Source organism: Xanthomonas vesicatoria ATCC 35937 (genome assembly GCF_001908725.1).
In the GTDB taxonomy this organism is placed as follows: domain Bacteria; phylum Pseudomonadota; class Gammaproteobacteria; order Xanthomonadales; family Xanthomonadaceae; genus Xanthomonas; species Xanthomonas vesicatoria.
On record NZ_CP018725.1, the window covers coordinates 1,071,867 to 1,091,638 of the forward strand.

14 protein-coding genes are annotated in these 19,772 nt (G+C 67.0%); 7 read left to right on the forward strand and 7 right to left on the reverse strand.

Annotated features, from left to right (window positions below):
- Positions 1-6 precede the first annotated feature (6 nt).
- Positions 7-1,347, reverse strand: a complete 1,341-nt coding sequence (locus tag BJD12_RS04715; RefSeq protein WP_058564035.1) for a dicarboxylate/amino acid:cation symporter — start codon at positions 1,345-1,347, stop codon at positions 7-9.
- A gap of 147 nt (positions 1,348-1,494) precedes the next feature.
- Between BJD12_RS04715 and BJD12_RS04720 the strand changes: the two genes are divergently transcribed.
- The 5 genes from BJD12_RS04720 (at position 1,495) to BJD12_RS04745 (ending at position 8,012) form a co-directional block, all read left to right on the forward strand.
- Entirely contained in the window at positions 1,495-3,195 is a 1,701-nt protein-coding gene (locus BJD12_RS04720; protein WP_005995185.1) for an alkaline phosphatase, read from the forward strand.
- Positions 3,196-3,547: 352 nt separating this feature from the next.
- Positions 3,548-4,852 (forward strand): tRNA lysidine(34) synthetase TilS, encoded by a 1,305-nt coding sequence (gene tilS / locus BJD12_RS04725; RefSeq protein ID WP_005995186.1) that lies wholly within the window; start codon positions 3,548-3,550, stop codon positions 4,850-4,852.
- Positions 4,853-4,883: 31 nt separating this feature from the next.
- A complete protein-coding gene (locus BJD12_RS04730; protein WP_005995187.1) occupies positions 4,884-5,147 on the forward strand; it encodes an exodeoxyribonuclease VII small subunit in 264 nt (87 codons plus the stop codon).
- A 1-nt stretch (position 5,148) separates the two neighbouring features.
- The gene (locus BJD12_RS04735; RefSeq protein WP_042828334.1) at positions 5,149-6,024 is read left to right on the forward strand and encodes a polyprenyl synthetase family protein; all 876 of its coding nucleotides are present in this window, start codon (positions 5,149-5,151) and stop codon (positions 6,022-6,024) included.
- Between the two features lie 890 nt (positions 6,025-6,914).
- On the forward strand, positions 6,915-8,012 hold the full coding sequence (locus tag BJD12_RS04745; RefSeq protein ID WP_005990611.1) for a M35 family metalloendopeptidase: 1,098 nt from the start codon (positions 6,915-6,917) through the stop codon (positions 8,010-8,012).
- A 69-nt stretch (positions 8,013-8,081) separates the two neighbouring features.
- Here the strand turns inward: BJD12_RS04745 and BJD12_RS04750 are convergent, their stop codons facing one another.
- Entirely contained in the window at positions 8,082-8,471 is a 390-nt protein-coding gene (locus BJD12_RS04750) for a DUF4870 domain-containing protein (RefSeq protein ID WP_039421102.1), read from the reverse strand.
- Between the two features lie 333 nt (positions 8,472-8,804).
- Positions 8,805-10,172, reverse strand: a complete 1,368-nt coding sequence (gene pmbA / locus BJD12_RS04755; RefSeq protein ID WP_039421114.1) for a metalloprotease PmbA — start codon at positions 10,170-10,172, stop codon at positions 8,805-8,807.
- A gap of 198 nt (positions 10,173-10,370) precedes the next feature.
- Between pmbA and yjgA the strand changes: the two genes are divergently transcribed.
- Complete coding sequence (gene yjgA, locus BJD12_RS04760) at positions 10,371-10,952, forward strand: ribosome biogenesis factor YjgA (protein ID WP_039421100.1); 582 nt, start codon at positions 10,371-10,373, stop codon at positions 10,950-10,952.
- 169 nt (positions 10,953-11,121) lie between these two features.
- Here yjgA and tldD read toward each other — a convergent pair whose 3' ends face one another.
- Positions 11,122-12,567, reverse strand: a complete 1,446-nt coding sequence (gene tldD, locus BJD12_RS04765) for a metalloprotease TldD (RefSeq protein ID WP_005997891.1) — start codon at positions 12,565-12,567, stop codon at positions 11,122-11,124.
- Between the two features lie 99 nt (positions 12,568-12,666).
- Between tldD and BJD12_RS04770 the strand changes: the two genes are divergently transcribed.
- A complete protein-coding gene (locus BJD12_RS04770; RefSeq protein ID WP_005997889.1) occupies positions 12,667-13,422 on the forward strand; it encodes a DUF6065 family protein in 756 nt (251 codons plus the stop codon).
- A gap of 189 nt (positions 13,423-13,611) precedes the next feature.
- On the opposite strand, the gene BJD12_RS04775 is transcribed toward BJD12_RS04770, so the two are convergent.
- From BJD12_RS04775 to BJD12_RS04785, 3 genes are all read right to left on the reverse strand, one after another.
- Positions 13,612-17,523 (reverse strand): YhdP family protein, encoded by a 3,912-nt coding sequence (locus BJD12_RS04775; RefSeq protein WP_005997887.1) that lies wholly within the window; start codon positions 17,521-17,523, stop codon positions 13,612-13,614.
- A gap of 169 nt (positions 17,524-17,692) precedes the next feature.
- Entirely contained in the window at positions 17,693-19,192 is a 1,500-nt protein-coding gene (rng, locus tag BJD12_RS04780) for a ribonuclease G (protein WP_005997886.1), read from the reverse strand.
- Positions 19,192-19,764, reverse strand: coding sequence for a Maf-like protein (locus BJD12_RS04785; protein ID WP_005997884.1), 573 nt, complete (start codon positions 19,762-19,764; stop codon positions 19,192-19,194). Before BJD12_RS04785 ends, rng begins: the two co-directional genes overlap by 1 nt.
- Between the last annotated feature and the right edge of the window lie 8 nt (positions 19,765-19,772).

The following is a 19,772-nucleotide window of genomic DNA, read 5'->3' on the forward strand; positions in this document are numbered from 1 at the left end:
TCGCGCTCAGCGCAGCGGCTTGGCGCTGTCGGCGGGCGGATCTTCCAGCCCCACATTGGTGGATGCCGATTCATAGATCGCCTTGTCGAGCAAACCGGTTTCCTTGGCCACCAGCACCGGCACCAGCATCTGCCCGGTGACGTTGGTCATGGTGCGCATCATGTCGAGGATACGGTCGATGGCGTACAGATAGCCGATCACTTCCAGCGGCAAATTGGCCGCGCTCAGCACCACGGTGGCCATGATCACTGCGGTACCCGGCACACCGGCGGTGCCGAAGCTGCCCAGCACCGAGGCGATCAGCACCACGAAGTATTGGTTGGCCGTCAGCGGCACGCCGGTGTATTGCGCGATGAACACCGCACACAGCGCCGGGTAGATCGCACCGCAGCCATCCATCTTGATGCTGGCGCCCAGCGGCACCGCAAATGCAGCGTAGTCCTTGTTGACACCAAGATTGTGGGTGATCGAACGCATCGCCACCGGCATGGCGGCAAAGCTGGACGAACTGACGAAGGCCACCTGCATGCCAGGGGCCGCACCGCGGAAAAACTTCCATGGGTTGAGCCCGTGCGCCAGCAACAGGCTGCTGTAGACCACCAGGATATGAATGGCACAGGCCACATACAGCGCGAGCACGAAACTGCCGAACGGCAGCAGCTTGGCGAAGCCGTAGCTACCGACCAGTCCTGCAATCAGACCGAAGGTGCCGAGCGGGGTCATCTCCAGCACGAAGCGCGTCACCTGGATCATGATGTCGCTCAGTTGCCCGGTGAGCTTGCGTGCCTCGGCCACCCGTTCGCCGAGCTTGACCATCGCAAAGCCGAGCAATGCGGCAAAGAAGATCACCGGCAGGATCGAGCCGCGACCGGCGGCCAGCACGGTTTCGCCCGCGGCGTTGGTCTTGGTGCCGATGCCGGTGAGTGCGTAGAACGGGTTGGATGGCACCACATCCAGCAACACCTTCATCGGGCTGGGCACATCGCGCGGCGTCCATGCCGAGTCCACGCTCAGGCTGAAATGCCCGGCGCCCGGCTGCATGATCGTGCCCACCGCCAGGCCCACGCCGACCGCCAGTGTGGCGGTGATCACGAACCACAGGAAAGTGCGACCGCCGAGCGCGGCGACCGACTTTTGCCCGTGCAGCGACGAGATGGCATTGATCACCGCGAAGAACACCAGCGGTATCGCAATCATCTTGATCAGGGTGACGTACAGATCGCCGAGCGGGCCAAACCACACCTCGGCCGCCGGGCCCATCGCCGCACCGGCAATCGCGCCGAGAACGAAGCCGGCCACCACGCGCTGCCAGAACGGAATGCGCAACCAGGCCGCAACCAGTCTCATGTCGTCGAATCATCCGGGGGAGAGTGCATGCACTTTAGCGCAGCCCTGCCTTGCCCGCGAGGCCACGACTGGAACAGCAGCGTGTCATCTGTGCGACGGACACGGGCCGGCATAATGGGCGCTGATTCAGCCACGAGTTCGAGCCCGATGCGTTACCGCCTGCCTGCCCTTGCCGCCCTGACCACCCTGTGCGTAGCCGCCTGCGCCTCCACTGCCGGGACCACCGCGTCCGCACCTGCCGCCGTCCGCGTGGACGTGCCGCCGGTGACGCACCCGGCCGGCGAGACCCCGCAGTGGTGGTACCGCTCCGGCGCCGCACGTGCGGCCGGCAATGGCGCCATGGCCGGCAAGGCGCGCAACGTGATCCTGTTCCTGGGCGATGGCATGAGCCTGACCACGGTGGCGGCCGCGCGCATCCTGGATGGCCAGCGCAAGGGCGGCCCGGGCGAAGAGAACCTGCTGTCGTGGGAACAGTTTCCCGCCACCGCCTTCAGCAAGACCTACAACACCGATTCGCAGACCCCGGATTCGGCCGGCACCATGACCGCGATCACCACTGGTGTGAAATCGCACATGGGCGCGATCGGCGTCAGCAGCGGCAACCGCAGCGACTGCGCCGACAGTTTGAACAAGGGCCTGTTGAGCTGGTTGCAACTGGCCGACAGCGCCGGCATGGCCACCGGTGTGGTCACCACGACCCGCCTCACCCACGCCACCCCGGCCGCGACCTACGCGCATTCGCCGGATCGCAACTGGGAAAACGATACCGATCTGCCCGAGGCCGCGCGCGCTGCCGGCTGCCAGGACATCGCCCAGCAATTGCTGTCGACCGCCCGTTACGGCCGCGGCCCGCAGGTGGTACTCGGCGGCGGCCGCAGCCAGTTCCAGACCGTGCAGGAGCGCGACCCCGAGTACGACGACAAGGTCGGCCTGCGCCTGGACGGCCGCAATCTGGTCGCCGAGTGGCAACAGGCGCACCCGCAAGGCGCCTACGTCTGGAACGAGCAGCAGTTGCAGGCGGCCGCCGGCGCACCCGCGCTGCTGGGCCTGTTCGAGCCGGATCACATGCAGTTCGACCACGACCGCAACCGCGGCCCGCAGGGCGAGCCCAGCCTGACCGAGATGACCCGCACCGCGATCCAGTCGCTATCGCGCGACCCCAATGGTTTCGTGCTGATGGTCGAAGGCGGCCGCATCGATCACGCCAACCATGCCGGCAACGCCTACCGCGCACTGGACGAAACGGTGTCGCTGTCCGATGCAGTGCGCACCGCGGTGGAAACTGCGCCGGCAGACACGCTGATCATCGTCACCGCCGACCATTCGCACACGCTCAACTTCGTCGGCTACCCGGTGCGCGGCAACCCGATCCTGGGCAAGGTGCGCGGCACCGGCGGCGAAGAAGGCGACCGCACCCAGCTGGCCACCGACCTGGCCGGCCAGCCTTACACCACCCTCAGCTACGCCAATGGCCCCGGCCATACCGGCGCGACCAACGCACAGCCGGCCGGACCGAAGAAGTATCCGCACGAGCCCAGCAGCAGCGAGCCGGCCCACGGCCGCCCCGACCTCACCCATGTCGACACCGAAGCCCCCAGCTACATGCAGGAATCGCTGGTGCCGACCAAGTCCGAAAGCCACGGCGGCGAAGACGTCGGCATCTGGGCCACCGGCCCGGGCAGTGCGGCGTTCCGCGGCACGCTGGAAGAGAACGTGATCTACCACGTCATCGTCCAGGCCACCCCGCGCCTGCGCGAGCGCCTGTGCAAGGCCGGCACCTGCGATGCCGCTGGCGTGCCGGTGGAATTGCCCAAGCCGGCCACCTTCGAGGCTGCAGCCAAGCGCTGATGCGCGGGTTGCAATGCGGCGATGGCAAGCAGATGACGCATCCACGGCGTGGCCGATCGAGCTGCTCGGCTGACGTCGCCACGGCGTTGTGCATTAGCGCCCTGGAACGGCGGCGATTCCGGACGGCAATGGTTGCGTTCGGATTCGCCGTGGGGCATCAGGACGCTGATCGCGCACGGCGGCGTGATGCCCTCGACACTGCAGTTGCGCCCCATTGCCGGAATAGACGCGCGCCGGAAACGACGAGATTGTCGATGCAGCGCCCGCAGCCACCGCATCAGACAGGCGACCGCCCGGCAGCTACCCAGCAAGCGCAGCGCTTGCGCGCAGCACTCGCCACCGGATCACGCCTGTGCTGACCGACATTCCGCTGCAGCTGCCCGCCCCCCCACCCGGCCCGGTGCTGATTGCCTACAGCGGCGGCATGGATTCGGGGGTGTTGCTGCACGCACTGGCTGCCCTGCCGGCGTACCGCGATCGCGGCCTGCGGGCGCTGCACGTGCATCACGGCCTGCATGCCGATGCCGACGCCTGGGCAGCGCATTGCCAGCGCACGTGCGCTGGCCTGCAGGTGCCGCTGCAGATCGTGCGGGTCCAGGTCGCGCGCGATCGCGGCTTGGGGCTGGAGGCGGCTGCGCGTCAGGCGCGCCACACCGCGTTTGCGGAAATCCTGGCACCCGCCGAATGGCTGGCGCTGGCCCACCATCGCGACGATCAGGCCGAAACGTTTCTGCTGCGCGCACTACGTGCATCGGGCCCGGATGGCTTGGCGGCGATGCGCATACAGCGCCCGTTTGCCCAGGGCATCTTGTGGCGGCCGTTGCTGGCGCATGCACGCGCCGACCTGCAGGCCTATGCGCGCCTGCATGCCTTGCACTGGATCGACGACCCCAGCAATACCGATGCCCGCTACGACCGCAACTTCCTGCGCACGCAGGTGCTGCCGTTGCTGCAGCAACGCTGGCCGCAGGCCGCCGCTGCCTTGGCGCGTAGCGCGCAGCTGAGCGCCGACGCCAGCGATCTGCTGCAGCACGACGATCTGGCCGTCCTTCCCGACCTGCTGACCGAAAACGGTGCATTGGACCTGCACCTATTACGCGCACAGCCCGCTGCACGCCGGCCGCGCTTGCTGCGTGCATGGGCCGCAGCAGCCGGTGCGCCGCCGCTACCCGCCCAGGGCGTGGCCGCGCTGGAACGGGAAATCGCCACTCACGCACCGGATCGGCAAGCCTGCTTTGCCTGGCAACAGATCCAGGTGCGGCGCTGGCGGCATTGCCTGTACCTGCTTGGCCCGACACCGCCATGGCCTGCGCAGTGGTCCGCGCACTGGGATGGCGCGCAGCCCTTGTCGTTGCCCGACGGTGCGCAACTGCACCTGCACGGCCCCGCGGGGCTGCGCTTCGCGCAACCGTTGCTGGTACGCGGCCGACACGGCGGCGAGCGGATCGTGCTGCCGCAGCGCACGCATTCGCATCAGCTCAAGCACGTGCTGCAAACCGCCGATCTGCCGCCGTGGCAACGCGAACGCCTGCCGATCCTTTGGGCCGACGATCAGGTGCTTGCCGCCGGCGATCGCATCGTTTCCGCTGCGTTGACGCACTGGCTGCAGGCCAATGGCGCACGTTTGCAATGGCGCGTCGATGCCGGCGCGAATTGACCCGCCTGCGCGCGCGCCCCACACTTTAGCGATGGCCAAGAAGTCCTTGAACGAAACATCCCCGGTTGCCCGCTTCGAACAGTCGCTGGAAGAACTCGAGCAACTGGTGCAGAAAATGGAAGTCGGCGACCTCAGCCTGGAGCAATCGCTCAGCGCTTACGAACGCGGCATCGGTCTGTACCGCGATTGCCAGCAGGCGCTGGAGCAAGCCGAGCTGCGCGTCCGCCTGCTGACCGACCCGGCCCGCCCCGAACTTGCCGAAGCCTTCGAGCCGCCGTCGCTGGACGGCGGCTGAGGTGAGTTCTGCGTTGTTCGACCACTGGATCGCTCGCACCGAGCGCAGCCTCGAGGCAGCCCTGCCCGGCGCCACCCTGGCACCGCAGCGTCTGCACGCGGCGATGCGGCACGCGGTGCTGGGCGGCGGCAAGCGCATGCGGCCGCTGCTGGTATACGCCAGCGGCGCACTGTTCCGCGCTGCGGAAGACCTGCTGGATACGCCTGCCGTGTCGGTCGAACTGATCCACGCCTATTCGCTGGTGCACGACGACCTGCCGGCGATGGACGACGACGCGCTGCGCCGCGGCCAGCCCACCGTACACATCGCTTTCGACGAGGCCACTGCCATCCTGGCTGGCGATGCATTGCAGACCCGCGCCTTCGAACTGCTGGCCAGCGCGCCGGTCAGCGCCGAGCTACGCGTCGGCTGGTTGCAGCATCTGGCCAGCGCGGCCGGTGCCGGCGGCATGTGCGGCGGCCAGGCGCTGGATATCGACGCCACCGGTCAGGTGCAATCCCTGCACGCGCTGCAACGCATGCACGCGCTCAAGACTGGTGCGCTGATTCGCGCCGCAGTGCGCATGGGCGCGCTCAGCGGTCGCGCCGCGCCGGCCGACCAGCAACGCGTGGACGACTTTGCCGATGCGCTGGGCCTGGCCTTCCAGGTGCGCGACGACATCCTGGATGTGGAATCGAGCTCGGCGCAGCTGGGCAAGACCGCCGGCAAGGACGCCGCGCAATCCAAATCCACCTATCCCGCCTTGCTCGGCATGGACGGAGCCAAGGCCAAGCTGGCCGAGTTGGCGACACGCATGCACGACGTGCTGCAGCCCTATGGTCCGCCCGGCGAAACCCTGGCGACCCTGGGACGGTTTGCGGTGGACCGCGCGCACTAAGCGCGGCCAACCAAGCGTCGCAAGCGGCCGCCAGGCGCTTGATGGTGCCAGGGCAGCAAAGTGCACGAGTGGCCATGCCGATTGCAAGTAACAGCTGCGCCAGTGCGCTGTCGGTTGGTCGCTCAGAGGCGGTGGAAGTCGCTGCATGCGCGACAGACAAAGAGACGGCAGTTCCTGCCACGCGGGCGCACCCGTTGCCTGGATCACGTGCAATTCCGTTCGTAGGCCACGCTTCCCGGCACTTCCTACACCACCGACAGCCGCACCGATATTCGCCTAGCGCCCGGGTGCGGCTGGCCTCGCATGCAAACAGGCCGGCGATGACGTGCGACGCTGCACCAAAGGCAGATTGAACGCCTGACTCCGGCGGCGATTACGCGTGCCGAGAGTCCGATGTCGAAAGCGTCGCTGAGCGCGTTACACCAGGTGTCGGAGAGCACCCCGGCCCGCCCTCGGCCGGCACTCATGCCATGGCGCGACATCCAACGCAAATTCCGTGCCACATCACGGCGCTGACAGATGCCCCCCTATTCACAGCGGGTGCCGCCTGAGCCACCTCCCACGCTCGCTTTATGCGACACCTTTGCGCATTCCGTGCGCCGCCGCACGGCCCGTCATGCGGATTAATTCAGGCAACGGGCTATCGTGGTCACAAAACGACACATTGGACACCCAGGTTTGTGTCAGCCAAGGACACATGAGCTAGCTCATTTCATGACGCCGGACACTCTTTATTGCTGAATTATCTACATCAGTGGTGTGCCGGGCCACATACCCGATACGCGACATCCAGAAATATCGCTAATTGAACGACTTGTCGCGCCCGCTCGCTCTGCCTAGGTTTGGCCTGCCCGCACTGGCGGGCATCCCCCGACCAAGGAGAGTCACTGGTGAAGAATGTTTTTCTCGCATCGTTTGCAGCAGGCACGCTGGCCGTCGTCGGCGTGCTTGGTTCGGCACAGGCACAGTCCGTGCGCGGACCGGTTCCGTTGACCATCGAACTGGCGCCAGTCGCCGACCAGGCCGGGCGACATCAAGGCAAGATCGCGGTCACCGTCACCAACAACGGCAGCCAAATCGCCCGCGTTCCGACCTATCAGCTGCCGCTCAAGTCGCTGGACAACGGCATCCTGGAGGTGAGCCGCGACGGCAAGCCGGTGGATTACACCGGGCGTCTGGTCAAGCGTGGCCTGCCCAAGGCAGCCGATTTCACCATCCTGCAGCCAGGCCAGAGTGTCCAGGGCGAGGTGGATCTGGCGGGCGCCTATGACCTGTCCACCAGCGGCAATTACACCATCCAGGTGCGTTCGACCCTCCAGTACGCCTCGCTGTCCGACGGCAGCCTGATGAAGGCTGCAAACGGCCTGCCGGCCGTGGCCACCAGTACCCCGCTCACCGTCTGGCTGGACGGCGCACGTCGTGGCGTACAGCGCCAGCTCGCCGTCGGCCCGACCGCCGTGGTCAACGGCATCAACTATCTCAACTGCAGCACCACGCGCACCAACCAGTCCGCCAGTGCCGTCACTGCCGCGCGCAACTACTCGCAGAACGCGCGCAACTACCTCAATGCCGGCAGTACCGGCGCCCGCTACACCACCTGGTTCGGCGCCTACAACGCCTCGCGCTACAGCCGGGTCAGCTCCAACTTCGTCAACATCGACAATGCCCTGGACCAGAACAACGGCCAGCTGACGATCAACTGCAGCTGTGAGGCGGATCTGGCAGATGCCTTCGCCTACGTCTATCCGAACCAACCGTACGAGATCCATGTCTGCAACGCGTTCTGGAGTGCGTCGACCACTGGCACCGACTCCAAGGCCGGCACCCTGGTGCATGAGACCAGCCACTTCACCGTGGTGGCCGGCACGCAGGACCGCGTCTACGGTCAGTCCGGCGCCCGCAGCCTTGCCCAAAGCAATCCGGCCCAGGCGATCACCAATGCCGATAGCCACGAGTACTTCGCCGAGAACACCCCGGCGCAGAACTGATCGCGTCATCGTCTGAAACGACAAAGGCCCGGCAGCGATGCCGGGCCTTTGCTGTTTACACCGCGCCGATTACTTGATCAGGCGCAGCGCGAACGGATAGCGGTAATGCTCGCCGTTGTTGGCCTTGATTGCGGCCAGGATGCAGAACACCAAGTTGGCGACCCACACCAGCGTCGGCACGAAGAACAAAATACCGAACGACACGATGGTGAGGATCACCGCCAGCACGTAGGCGATGATCACGGTGATCTGGAAGTTCAGCGCTTCCTTGGCCTGATCGGTGGCAAACGGCTTGGACGGGCTGGCGTCCTTGCTGATCAGCCAGATCACCAGTGCACCGATGAACGACGTCAGGATGGCCAGCAGATGGGCGGCCAGCGCAAGGGTGCGCTCCTCCGACGGCGTGCTGGTACCGACCGGCGGCGGCGGCGGCGCTGCGTGTGTCTCGAACTCGCTCATATCTCTCCCCGAACATGATTGTGGTGCGGCGGACTATAACAACGATTCAGCCAGCCACCAGTGCGGGAAGACATGGTCTGGTTTGAGTCACCTGCCACCGGTCATCGCACGCGCCCTTCGGTGAGGCGGTGACACAGCGATCGCGCGGCGGCAGGGCGCAGCGACGTTGGGTTCGACGCTTTGTTGCAGCGTACTGGTAGGCCCCACATGCACTTCCGAGACCAGATGGCACACGCGCATGGCCTGCCCAAGGCCCGCACGCTGCTGCGACGCCTCGGCAATGCCCGCCGACTAAGCCGTTGGCATGGCCAGACCTCTGCCTGGGCCGCGGGCTCAGCTATCGCCGGCCACGGTCATCCGGTTGACCAGCACCGAGCCGATCTTGACGTGCGAGCGCGGGTCGACGTCGCTGCCCACCGCCTCGATACCGGCGAACATGTCGCGCAGATTGCCGGCGATGGTCAGGCCGTCGACCGGATAGGCGATGGCGCCGTTCTCGATCCAGAAGCCGCCGGCACCGCGCGAGTAATCGCCGGTCACCGGATTGACCCCGTTGCCCATCAGTTCGGTGACCAGCAGGCCGCGTGACATGCCGGCAATCATCGACGCCAGATCGCCGGCGTTGGCGCTGACCTGCAGGTTATGCACGCCCCCTGCATTGGCGGTGGTCTGCAGGCCCAGCTTGCGCGCCGAGTAGCTGCCCAGCACGTAGCGCTGCAGCACGCCATCGGTGATCAGTGCCGACCGCCGCGTAGCGACGCCTTCACCATCGAATGCGGCCGAGCGCAGCCCGCGGCGCAGATGCGGCAGCTCTTCGATGTTGAACCAGTCCGGGAACAGCTTGGTGCCAACGCTATCGAGCAGGAAGCTGGCACGGCGATACAGCGCGCCGCCGGAGACCGCACCCAGCAGATGGCCGACCAGCGAGCGCGCCACTTCCGGCGCGAACAGCACCGGCAGCGGGCCCGTGGGCAGCGAACGCGGTGCCAGCCTTGCCAGGGTGCGCGCCGCGGCATGCCGGCCAATGGCATCCGGCGCCTCCAGGTCTTCGCGCGCCAGGGCGCTGCTGTACCAGCCATCGCGCTGCATGCCGTCGCCCTGCCCGGCGATCAACGCGCAGCTGATCGAATGGTGGGTGCCGCGCTCACGGCCGATGAACCCGTGCGAATTGGCGTACACCGACAGGCTGAGCCCGGTGCTGGCCGAGGCACCGTCGGAATTGCTGATGCGTGCATCGGCATCCCTGCCGGCGGCCTCGCAGGCCAGTGCAAGATCTACCGCGGTGTCGGCGTCTAGCGCCCACGGGTGCCAACTGTCCAGGTCGGGAAAGTCGCGCGCCATGAGTTCCGGGTCGGCCAGGCCGGAGGCCGCATCGTCCTCGGTATAGCGCGCAATTGCGCAGGCCTGGGCCACGGTGGACTCCAGGCTGGCGTCCTGCAGGTCGGCGGTGCTGGCACTGCCCTTGCGCTTGCCGAAGTAGACCGTCACCGCAATGCCGCGGTCGCGGGTGGATTCGACCGTTTCCACATCGCCCAGGCGCACGTTGACGTCTAGGCCGCGCTCTTCGCTGCAGCTCACTTCGGCCTGGGTGGCGCCGGCCGCACGGGCGCGCTCGAGCAGGCGTTGCGAGATATCGGTCAGTGCATCCAGGCGCTGCAGGCTGTCGTCGGTGACACGGGTTTCGGAGGAGAGTGCGTTCAATGCTTTATCCTTTGGATGCGGATCCGTCCGCGAAAGCCCGGCCATCATGGCTGGACTGTCTGAATTTGGATGCGGATCCTTCCGCAGAAAGCTCGGCCATCCATGGCCGCAGTGTCTGAATTTGGTGCGGAGTCTTCCGCCGGCGTCCGGCCATTCACGGCCGGAATTCAACTAACCAAGTTTCGGGATGTAGTGGCAATGCGCGGACGCGATGAAGATACCGGTGAATTTCGTGGCGCCAGCCGCAGCCAGCAACGGCGCGAGGCGCTGGAAATTTTCGACCTGGGCGAAAAGCTGGTAGCGCTCACGCCGGCGCAGCTGGCCAAGTTGCCGGTGCCCGAGTCGTTGATCCCGCATATCGAAGAGAGCAAGCGCATCACCTCGCATATTGCGCACAAGCGGCAGCTGGCGTTTCTGGCCAAGCACATGCGCCGCGAGGACGATGAAACGCTGGCTGCGATCCGCGATGCGCTGGATGCCAACAGCGACACCGCGCGCCGCGAAGTGGCGGCGATCCATCGCGTCGAGCGCTGGCGCGAGCGCCTGCTCGCCGAAGGCGACGTCGCGCTGGCCGAGTTGCTGGAAACCTACCCGGCCGCCGACCGTCAGCAACTGCGTCAGCTGGTGCGCAACGCGATCCACGAACGCGCCAAGAACAAGCCGCCGCGCGCCTACCGCGAGCTGTTCCAGGTGCTGCGCGACCTGTCTCAGGAGCAGGGATTGGAGAGTGGGGATTCGGGATTGGAAGACGGCGAACCGGCGTCGGAAGACGACGAATAAGGCTCCGCCCGATCCGACCAGCCCCGCAAGGGCCAGGCCGGCCGTTGCCAATCCCAAATCCCGTTTCCCGAATTCCCGCGGAAACGGCCAATCACCCAGGCCGAACCCACCAAAACCCGCAGTCCCTGCTGTTGCGAATCCCGAATCCCGATTCCCGATACCCGGCATCTCAGGCCTGCGTTCCGCCAACGGTGATGCCGTCGATCAACAGCGACGGCTGGCCGACGCCGACGGGCACGCTCTGCCCGTCCTTGCCGCACACGCCCACGCCTTCGTCCAGGGCCAGATCGTTACCGATCATGCGCACCTTCTGCATGGTTTCCGGGCCGTTGCCGATCAGCGTGGCGCCCTTCACCGGCGCGGTGACCTTGCCGTCTTCGATCAGATAGGCCTCGGTGGCCGAGAACACGTACTTGCCGCTGGTGATGTCGACCTGGCCGCCGCCGAAGTTCACCGCGTAGATGCCCTTCTTGACCGAGCGGATCATCTCTTCCGGGTCGTGCTGGCCGGCGCGCATGTAGGTGTTGGTCATGCGCGGCATGGTCAGGTGCGCGAACGATTCGCGCCGCCCGTTGCCGGTGGGCGCCACGCCCATCAGGCGCGCGTTGTGGGTGTCCTGCATGTAGCCGACCAGCACGCCGTCCTCGATCAACGTGGTGCACTGGGTCTGCGTGCCTTCGTCGTCGATGTTGAGCGAGCCGCGGCGGCCGTCCAGGGTGCCGTCGTCGACGATGGTCACGCCCGGTGAGGCGACGCGTTCGCCCATGCGCCCGGCATAGACGCTGGTGCCCTTGCGGTTGAAGTCGCCTTCCAACCCGTGGCCGACGGCTTCGTGCAGCAACACACCCGGCCAACCGGGACCGAGCACCACCGGCATCACGCCGGCCGGCGCGGGGATGGCATCCAGATTGACCAGCGCCTGGCGCAGCGCTTCGCGCGCAAACCCTTCCGGGCGGCCATCGGCGAACAGTTCGGCGTAGCCGTAACGACCGCCGCCACCGGAATAACCGGATTCGCGACGGCTACCCTGTTCGACGATCACCTGCACGTTCAAGCGCACCAGCGGGCGTACGTCGGCCGCCAGCACGCCGTCGCTGCGGGCGATGAGCACCGTGTCCACGCCGCCGGACAGGCTCACCATCACCTGTTTGACGCGTGGGTCGGCGGCGCGCACGTACTGGTCGATGCGGCGCAGCAGATCCACCTTGGTGGCGCTGTCCATGTCGTCGATCGGGTCGGTGGCCGGGTACAAGGCGCGGCCGTTGCCGCGCACCAGCGCGCGGGTGGATTGCGCGCCGCCGTCGCGCGAGATCGCACGCGCCGACTGCGCCGCTTCCAGCAAGGTCTCGCGCTGGATGTCGTCGGAATACGCAAAGCCGGTTTTTTCGCCGGCGATCGCACGCACGCCGACGCCTTGTTCGATGGAATGCGCACCGTCCTTGACGATGCCGTCTTCCACGCTCCAGCTTTCGCGGCGCGAATGCTGAAAGTACAGATCGCCGAAGTCGATGCCCGGGCCGAGCAGGGCGCCGAAGGTGCGGTCCAGATGGCCGGCATCCAGGCCGGAGGGAAGCAGCAGCCGGGTTTCGGCCAGAGTGAGAGCGTTATCGGTCATGCGGTCAGGATGGGGCCCGCGCGCCGGGGAGACAAGTCGTCCGGCTGAACATGTGGCGCGGCTATCATCGCCGGCTCGTTCTTCGATCACTGCCAGCGCATGAAGCTCATCGCCCACGTTCTGGATGGCCACACGCTGGACATCCGCCCTGCCCCGCATGCGCGCGACTGGATGGACGCCACCGATCAACGCTATGCGTATCGCTGCCTGCCGCTGGCGATTGCGAATGCGCACGGCTGGGAGCTGCTGTGCCAGTCCGGTTTCGAAGCCAGTTGGAACGGCGGCGACGCACTGGCGGCGATCACCATCAGCGCCGATGCAGACACGGCGGCACCGGCGATCAGCCACTTCGGCTACGGCGTGCTGACCTTCCATGTGCCCTGCCTGTTTCGCACCGACGCAGGCATCGACCTGTTCGTCACGGGGCCGTTGAATCGGCCCAAGGACGGCATCGGCGCATTGAGCGGCCTGGTGGAAACCGACTGGAGCCTCTACACCTTCACCATGAACTGGCGTTTCACCCGGCCCGGGCGAGTGCGTTTCGACGCGGGCGAGCCGTTCTGCCATCTGTTCCCGCTGCAACGGCAGATGATCGAGCAGGTGCAGCCGCAGTGGATGCCGCTGTCCGAGGCGCCGGAACTGGCGCAACAGCATGCCGACTGGACGCACAGCCGCACGCGCTTCTTAGATGCGCTCACGGAACCGCAATCGGCCGCAGCGCGCGAAAAGTGGCAGCGCGGCTATTTTCGCGGCGTCGCCGGAACAGACCCGACGCCGCAACCGGGCCACCGTGCCCGCCTTCGCTTGCCGATGTTCACGCGCGCCGGCAGCGACGAGGACGCGGCAGGCGGCTAAGCAGAGGCTGCGCATCGAGGTGCGTACAATAAGCAGAGGCTGCGCATCGAGGTGCGTACAAAGCGACAGGTGGCGTACCGCCCGCCGTTGGTGCCAACCGGGTCGACGGCTCGGCCGCCAGGCCCGGCATCGCCGAGGAACGCCCCTGCCAGTCCATCGATGCACGTTGCACCCAAGCGCCAGACGGCGTCAGCGCGGCGATGCGGCGGGCTTGCCAGTGGGCGCTGGCTTGCTTGGCGCACGCTCGCGCGCTTCGCGCTCGACCACGTCCACCTGCGGGTCTTTCCACGGCCCGGTGACGTGGTAGGTCTTGGCGCCGATCGCGCCCAGCGGCTTGCCCAGCACCGCGTTGGCGGCCGCGCCCACTGCCGCGCCCACCGGCCCGCCGGCCACGGCGCCGACCACGGTCAGCAGGTTCCCGGCCTTGGGGTTCACATCCACCGTCTGGTCGAAGGTCTGCGCGCGCAGATCGGTCTGGCCGCGGATGGCGATCTCGGCCGCGGGGCCTGCGATGCGAATGGCATCGGTGCGCGCGAAGCCGTCACCGAAGCGCACCTCGCCGTCCAGCGTGTTGAAGGCAAGGCCCTTGGAGAAGAAATCGCGGAAGTCGAACATCAGCCGGCGCGGCAGCTGCGCCACGCTGAGCAGGCCCAGCACGCGACCGGCGCCCGGGTCCACTTCCAGCAGCTGGCCGTTGCGCACATCCACCTTCAAGTTGCCATCCAGCGAGCCAAGCGCAAAGCCCGTCGGCGAGCCCTGCCAGCCGGCGTTGAGTTCCAGTTGGCCTTCGCCGCCGCGTAGCTGGCCGCCCAGGGTGAGGTTCTGCAATAGATTGCCCAGGTTGCGGCTATCCACCCGCGCCGACAGCCGTGTGCTGGCGGCATCGCCCTTGCCGCGCCAGGCGCCGGTCAGACCGATGCTCTGGTCGTCCGAGCGCAGCTGCAGTTGATCCACCTGCATGCCGTCGGTGAGCCGGCTGCTGCGTAGGATGGCCGCGCCCAGGGTCATCTTGCCCACGCGCAAGTCGTCGATATCCAGCGCCAGCGGCGGGATGGAGACCGGGTCGAACTCGGCAACCGCGCGGCGCGCCGGTTCCGGCAGCGCACCGGCCAGCGGGTCGCCGGGCTCGGGGGCCGCAGGCTCGGGCGCGTCGGCCACCGGCTGCCAGCGCACGGTGCTGAGCTTGCCCTGCACGATGCCGCCGTCTGCGTTGGGCACGGTGAGCTGGCCGGCCAGGGAGGGCCCGTCCAGGGTTACCGCCACCGCATCGCGGGTCGGCCGCAGCCGCAGCCGGGTCTGCGGAAATACGCCGCCGATCATCAGCAGCTTGTCCGCCTGCACATCCACCTGCTGCAACGGCACCGCGTCTTTTTTGGGCGGTGCCGGCTGGCCCGGCAGCGGTGGCATATCGGCATCGCTGTCGCTGCTGCCACGCGCCAGGCTGATCCAGTCGATCGCATCCAGCGAGGCGGTGCGGCCGGTGACCACAAGTCCGTTCGCGGGCGGGCGCTCGGTCACCGTGTCGGTGCCCATGACCACGCGTACGCCGGTCTGGTCGCCACGGCTGCTGGCCTTGAGCGCCACCAGTTTGCCGAAGGCCACGTCGATGTCGCCATCGCCGACCGGCAGGGCCACCTTGACCTGCGTGTCCAGCGGTTGGGAGGCAGCCTTGTCCAGCGGCGCGGGCAGATCCAGCGTGGTGCCCATCAGCTCCGACCGCAGCGTCAGCAGTGTCTGCGCATCCGGTTGACTCGGTGTCGGGAGCGGCACGTCCACGCCCACCTGCCATGGCGCGCTGCCATGCACATACGGGCGCAGCCATTCCATTTGCGGCGCCCTGTCGAACAACTCCTTGGCGTCCAGGGTGGCGTTCAGGCGTGCCTCGAAGGCTTGCGCCGGGTCCTGCACAAAGCCACCGGCACGCAGTGCCAACTCGCCAGTGCGACCCTGGTGCTGCACGCTCAGGTGCTCGGCTGCAAACCCGCTGTCGCGATATTCGGCCTGCCCGCTGACCTGGTCGAAGGCCAGATTCCAGCGCGCGTCCGCCAACTTGGCGCCCTGCAACGCCACCGTGCCCTGCAGATGCCCGCCAACGCCCTTGGTGCGCAACGGGCGCAGCAGATCGAAGCTCACCGTTGCCGGGCCGGACACGGTGAGGTTGCGCAGGGTATCGCCGTAACGTTGCTCCAGCGGGCTCTTACGCAACATGCCCAGCAGTTGCGCCGCATCGGCCTGGGTAGAGGCGCGCACGTAGAGCTCGGAGGTCTTGAAGCTGGGGATGCCGGCGTCCAGCTGCGCGATCGGGGTGCCGGCAAGATCGCCGCTGCCCTGCAACGAAAATCCATTGCCGATGAAGCGCAGATCGGCCTGCACCTGCTGCATCGCCGGCCAGTCCGGACTGAAGCGAATCGTGCCGTCGCGGATCTGTCCGAACGCTTCGAAGCGCCCATCGTTGTTGTCGAACGGCCATTGGTCCAGATCGCCGCTGACCAGGCCGGTGCCTCCGGTAATCACGCCACCGGCCACGGCCATGTCCAGCCAGTCGATGGCGGCCTTGCTCATCTTCGAGCGGATCCAGAACTTGCGCGCCACCGGCAGCGCTACATCGTCCAGTTGCGCGGCCAGTTGCATGCGCGGGCGGGTACCGTCGTTCTGGAACCACAGCCCCCCGCGCACGTTGGCGCCATAGTCCTTGGCCTGCACACGCAGGGCCGGGGTGGCAACTTGCCAGCCGGCGCCTTCGCGCCAGCCGACGATCTTGCCGGCCAGTTGAATCTCGTGCACCACGCCAAAGCCGGCGGGCCAGTCGAAGCGCACGGTGGCGTCCGCCGCAGTGTCCAGCTCGCCGCCCTGTGCGTCGCCGTCGACGTGGCCGCGTAAACCGGTGATTCCCGGCGAATTGCCCACCGGCAGGAAACCGAGCTCTTCGATCTGCCCCTGCGCACGCACGGGGCCACCCTGCTCGCCGGCGATCTGCAGATCGGCCACACGCAGCTGCGGTTTGGACAGAATCAACCAACGGCGCAGCGCAGGCGACAGTTGATCGCTCAATGCGGCGGCGGCTATCAGGCCGGAGACATCGCCCTGTTTGGCAGCGACCGCATAGCGACGTCCGCCGGCGATGCTCAGCCCGTCCAGACGCTGCAACGCGGCCGCCTGCCCCAGCCGTAGCACCGGCGCATCCAACCGCCAGCCGCCGTCGATAGTGCGCCAGCGCGTACGGGCCTGCAGGCGTTCCCAGCGCAGCGCGCGGCGTGCGGTTTCATCTGGTAGCGGCGCACCGGACAGCGCAATCTGGGTGAGGTCGGCATCGACGACGACACTGGTGATGCGGCGGGCACGCAGCTGTGCCCACGCCTGCAGGCGCCCACCGCCACCGTCCACGCGCATGCCGCCGAGCTGCAGCAGCGACGCCCATGCCGCCAGATCGGCCGGATCGGACTGCAAATAGGCGCTGCCGTCGCCGCTGTCGCGGTTGAAGTCCAGCACTGCGGTCAGCGGCGCACGCGTGAGATCGATCCAGCTGCGACTGCCGACCTTGACCGTCGAACCGCTCACGCGCAGGCGCAGATCGATCCGCGGCAAGGATGTGTCCAAACCAATCGATGGCGCGCTCACCTTCAGGCGCGCCTCGGCCAGCTGGATCTCGCCGAGCCGACGCAAGGCATCTAGTGGGTCGGAGCGCTTCCCGCTCGGCAGGCCCTGCACCGACCACACACCGTCGTCGCTGCGTTGCAGGGTCAGCGCCAACCCGCGCAGGCGCACCTCGGTCAACGAATGCCCCGGCAACAACCCGGCGTACATCGCCAGCAGGATTTCCGCCTGGCCCACGCGCACATCGCCATGCGGGCCGATCCGCAAACCGTCCAGCCGCAGCAGCGGGCCACGCCGGGTCCACTCGGTATCCAGGCGGTCAAAGGCGATCTGCTGCCCGGCGCGCTGGCTCAACCAGTCGGCGATCTGCTGCGGGTGCTCCTCGGCCAACGGCAACACCTGACTGGCTGCGCCCACCAGCAACGCGACCGCGACCACCGCAAGCGCGCAGGCAGTGATCGCATAGCGGCGGAACAGGCGCAGACGGCGGCGCAGCGGGGTGGGCATTAACGGCGGGGAATCGGGAATCGGGAGTGGGGAATCGTAAGAGCACACGCCGCGGCGCACGAGCGATAAACCCTCGGCACATGCCTCTTCTTGGAAAGGATAACGAAGGTCCCGTAGAGCGTGTCTTGCTCCACAACCATTCCCCATTCCCCATTCCCCATTCCCGGCCTCACAGCAGCACCACGTCGAACTGCTCCTGCAGATACTGATCGTCGGACTGGAAACGGATGCTCTTGCCCAGGAATTCTTCCAGCTCGGCTACCGCTGCGGATTCTTCGTCGGTGATGCGCGCGACCACCTTGGACGAGGCGATCACCAACAGCCGTGCGGCATCGAACTGGCGCACCGCACGGGTGATCTCGCGGAAGATTTCGTAGGTCACTGTTTCGGCGGTCTTGATGGTGCCGCGCCCGCCGCACTGGCCGCAGGTTTCCGACAACTGCCGCTCCAGGCTTTCGACGGTGCGCTTGCGGGTCATTTCCACCAGGCCCAACGGCGAGAACTCGTACACCGTGGTCTTGGCATGGTCGCGGGCCAGCGCCTTTTCCAGCGTGCGCAGCACCTGACGGCGATGCTCCGGGTCGTCCATATCGATGAAGTCGATGATGATGATGCCGCCCAGGTTGCGCAGCCGCAGCTGCCGCGCCACCGCCTGCGCCGCTTCCAGATTGGTGCGGAACACGGTTTCTTCCAGATTGCGCTGCCCCACGAACGAGCCGGTGTTGACGTCGATGGTGGTCATCGCTTCGGTCTGGTCGATCACCAGGTAGCCACCGGATTTCAGCGGCACCTGTTTGTTCAACGCACGGCCGATCTCGTCCTCGACCCCGTACAGGTCGAAGATCGGTCGGTCGCCGGTATACAGCTCCAGCCGCTCGGCCAGCACCGGCATGTACTTGGCCACGAACGCCTGCAACTGCACGAAGGTTTCGTTGGAGTCGACCTTGACCTTTTCCACGTCCTTGCGGATCAGGTCGCGCACCGCCCGCAAGGGCAGGCTCAGGTCTTCATAGATGATGCTGCACGGCGGCGCTTCGCGCCCGCGCCGCTCGACCACCGTCCAGACCCGCGACAGATACGCGATGTCCTCGGCCAACGCCTCGGCGGGCTGGCCTTCGGCGTTGGTGCGGATGATGTAGCCGAAGCCGCCGTGCTGTGCGGAGACCTCGCTGACGATGGTCTTCAGGCGCAGCCGCTCGGCCTCGTCCTCGATCCGCGCCGACACCCCGACGATCTTGGACTGCGGCAGCAGCACCAGATAGCGCGAGGGAATGCTGATCTGCGTGGTCAACCGCGCGCCCTTGGTGCCGATCGGGTCCTTGACCACCTGCACCACGATGTCCTGCCCATCGCGCAGCAGCTCGACAATCGGGACCGACGCAGCCGGCGGCGGCGGGATCGGGGTTTCCTCGGTATCGACCACGCTGGCCGGCGCCGGTGCCAGGCGCACCACGTCGTTGGCATGCAAAAACGCCGCGCGTTCCAGCCCGACCTCGACAAAGGCCGCCTGCATGCCGGGCATCACCCGCTGCACCTTGCCCTTGTAGATGTTGCCGACCACGCCGCGGCGCCAGCCGCGCTCGATATGCAGCTCCTGCAGCATGCCGTTCTCGATCACCGCCACGCGGGTTTCGCGCGGGGTGACGTTGACCAAGATCTCTTCCGACATCAATGCGCTCCGAAGGCTGTGAGCAACTGCGAGGTGTGATGAAGCGGCAATCCCATCACGCCGGAATAGCTGCCGGACAAATGGCGGATAAAACGTTCTGCGCGCCCCTGGATCGCATAGGCACCGGCCTTGCCCATGGGCTCGCCACACGCCGCGTAGGCCGCGATCTGCGCGTCATCGAGCGTATCGAAGGTCACCTCCGACACCACCAATGCCTGCGCCGGGGCGCGCTGTGCGCAGACTAGAACCACCGCCGTGAGTACCTGGTGGGTGCGCCCGGACAACACGCGCAGCATCGCGATCGCATCGCCGACATCGACCGGCTTGCCGAACACGCGCTCGCCCAGCACCACTTCGGTATCGGAGCCCAGCACGATCGCGTCGGGGTCACGCGCGCGCACCTGCGCAAGGCCGGCATGCGCCTTGTCCAGTGCAACGCGCTGTACGTACTGTTCGGGCGATTCGGCGGGCGCGCGCAGCTCGGGCAGGTCCAGTTCCAGGGTCTGGAACGGCACATCCAGGCGTTGCAGCAGTTCTTGTCGGCGTGGCGAACGGGAGGCGAGATAGAGCATCCGCCCAG

What these genes read in the sequence shown, in the direction of transcription:
- BJD12_RS04730 (WP_005995187.1), top strand. Translation starts at nt 4,884, where the DNA reads ATGGCCAAGAAGTCCTTGAACGAAACATCCCCGGTTGCCCGCTTCGAA.
- yjgA (WP_039421100.1), top strand. Translation starts at nt 10,371, where the DNA reads ATGCGCGGACGCGATGAAGATACCGGTGAATTTCGTGGCGCCAGCCGC.
- BJD12_RS04720 (WP_005995185.1), top strand. Translation starts at nt 1,495, where the DNA reads ATGCGTTACCGCCTGCCTGCCCTTGCCGCCCTGACCACCCTGTGCGTA.
- BJD12_RS04750 (WP_039421102.1), bottom strand. Translation starts at nt 8,471, where the DNA reads ATGAGCGAGTTCGAGACACACGCAGCGCCGCCGCCGCCGCCGGTCGGT.
- BJD12_RS04715 (WP_058564035.1), bottom strand. Translation starts at nt 1,347, where the DNA reads ATGAGACTGGTTGCGGCCTGGTTGCGCATTCCGTTCTGGCAGCGCGTG.
- BJD12_RS04770 (WP_005997889.1), top strand. Translation starts at nt 12,667, where the DNA reads ATGAAGCTCATCGCCCACGTTCTGGATGGCCACACGCTGGACATCCGC.
- tldD (WP_005997891.1), bottom strand. Translation starts at nt 12,567, where the DNA reads ATGACCGATAACGCTCTCACTCTGGCCGAAACCCGGCTGCTGCTTCCC.
- BJD12_RS04775 (WP_005997887.1), bottom strand. Translation starts at nt 17,523, where the DNA reads ATGCCCACCCCGCTGCGCCGCCGTCTGCGCCTGTTCCGCCGCTATGCG.
- BJD12_RS04785 (WP_005997884.1), bottom strand. Translation starts at nt 19,764, where the DNA reads ATGCTCTATCTCGCCTCCCGTTCGCCACGCCGACAAGAACTGCTGCAA.
- rng (WP_005997886.1), bottom strand. Translation starts at nt 19,192, where the DNA reads ATGTCGGAAGAGATCTTGGTCAACGTCACCCCGCGCGAAACCCGCGTG.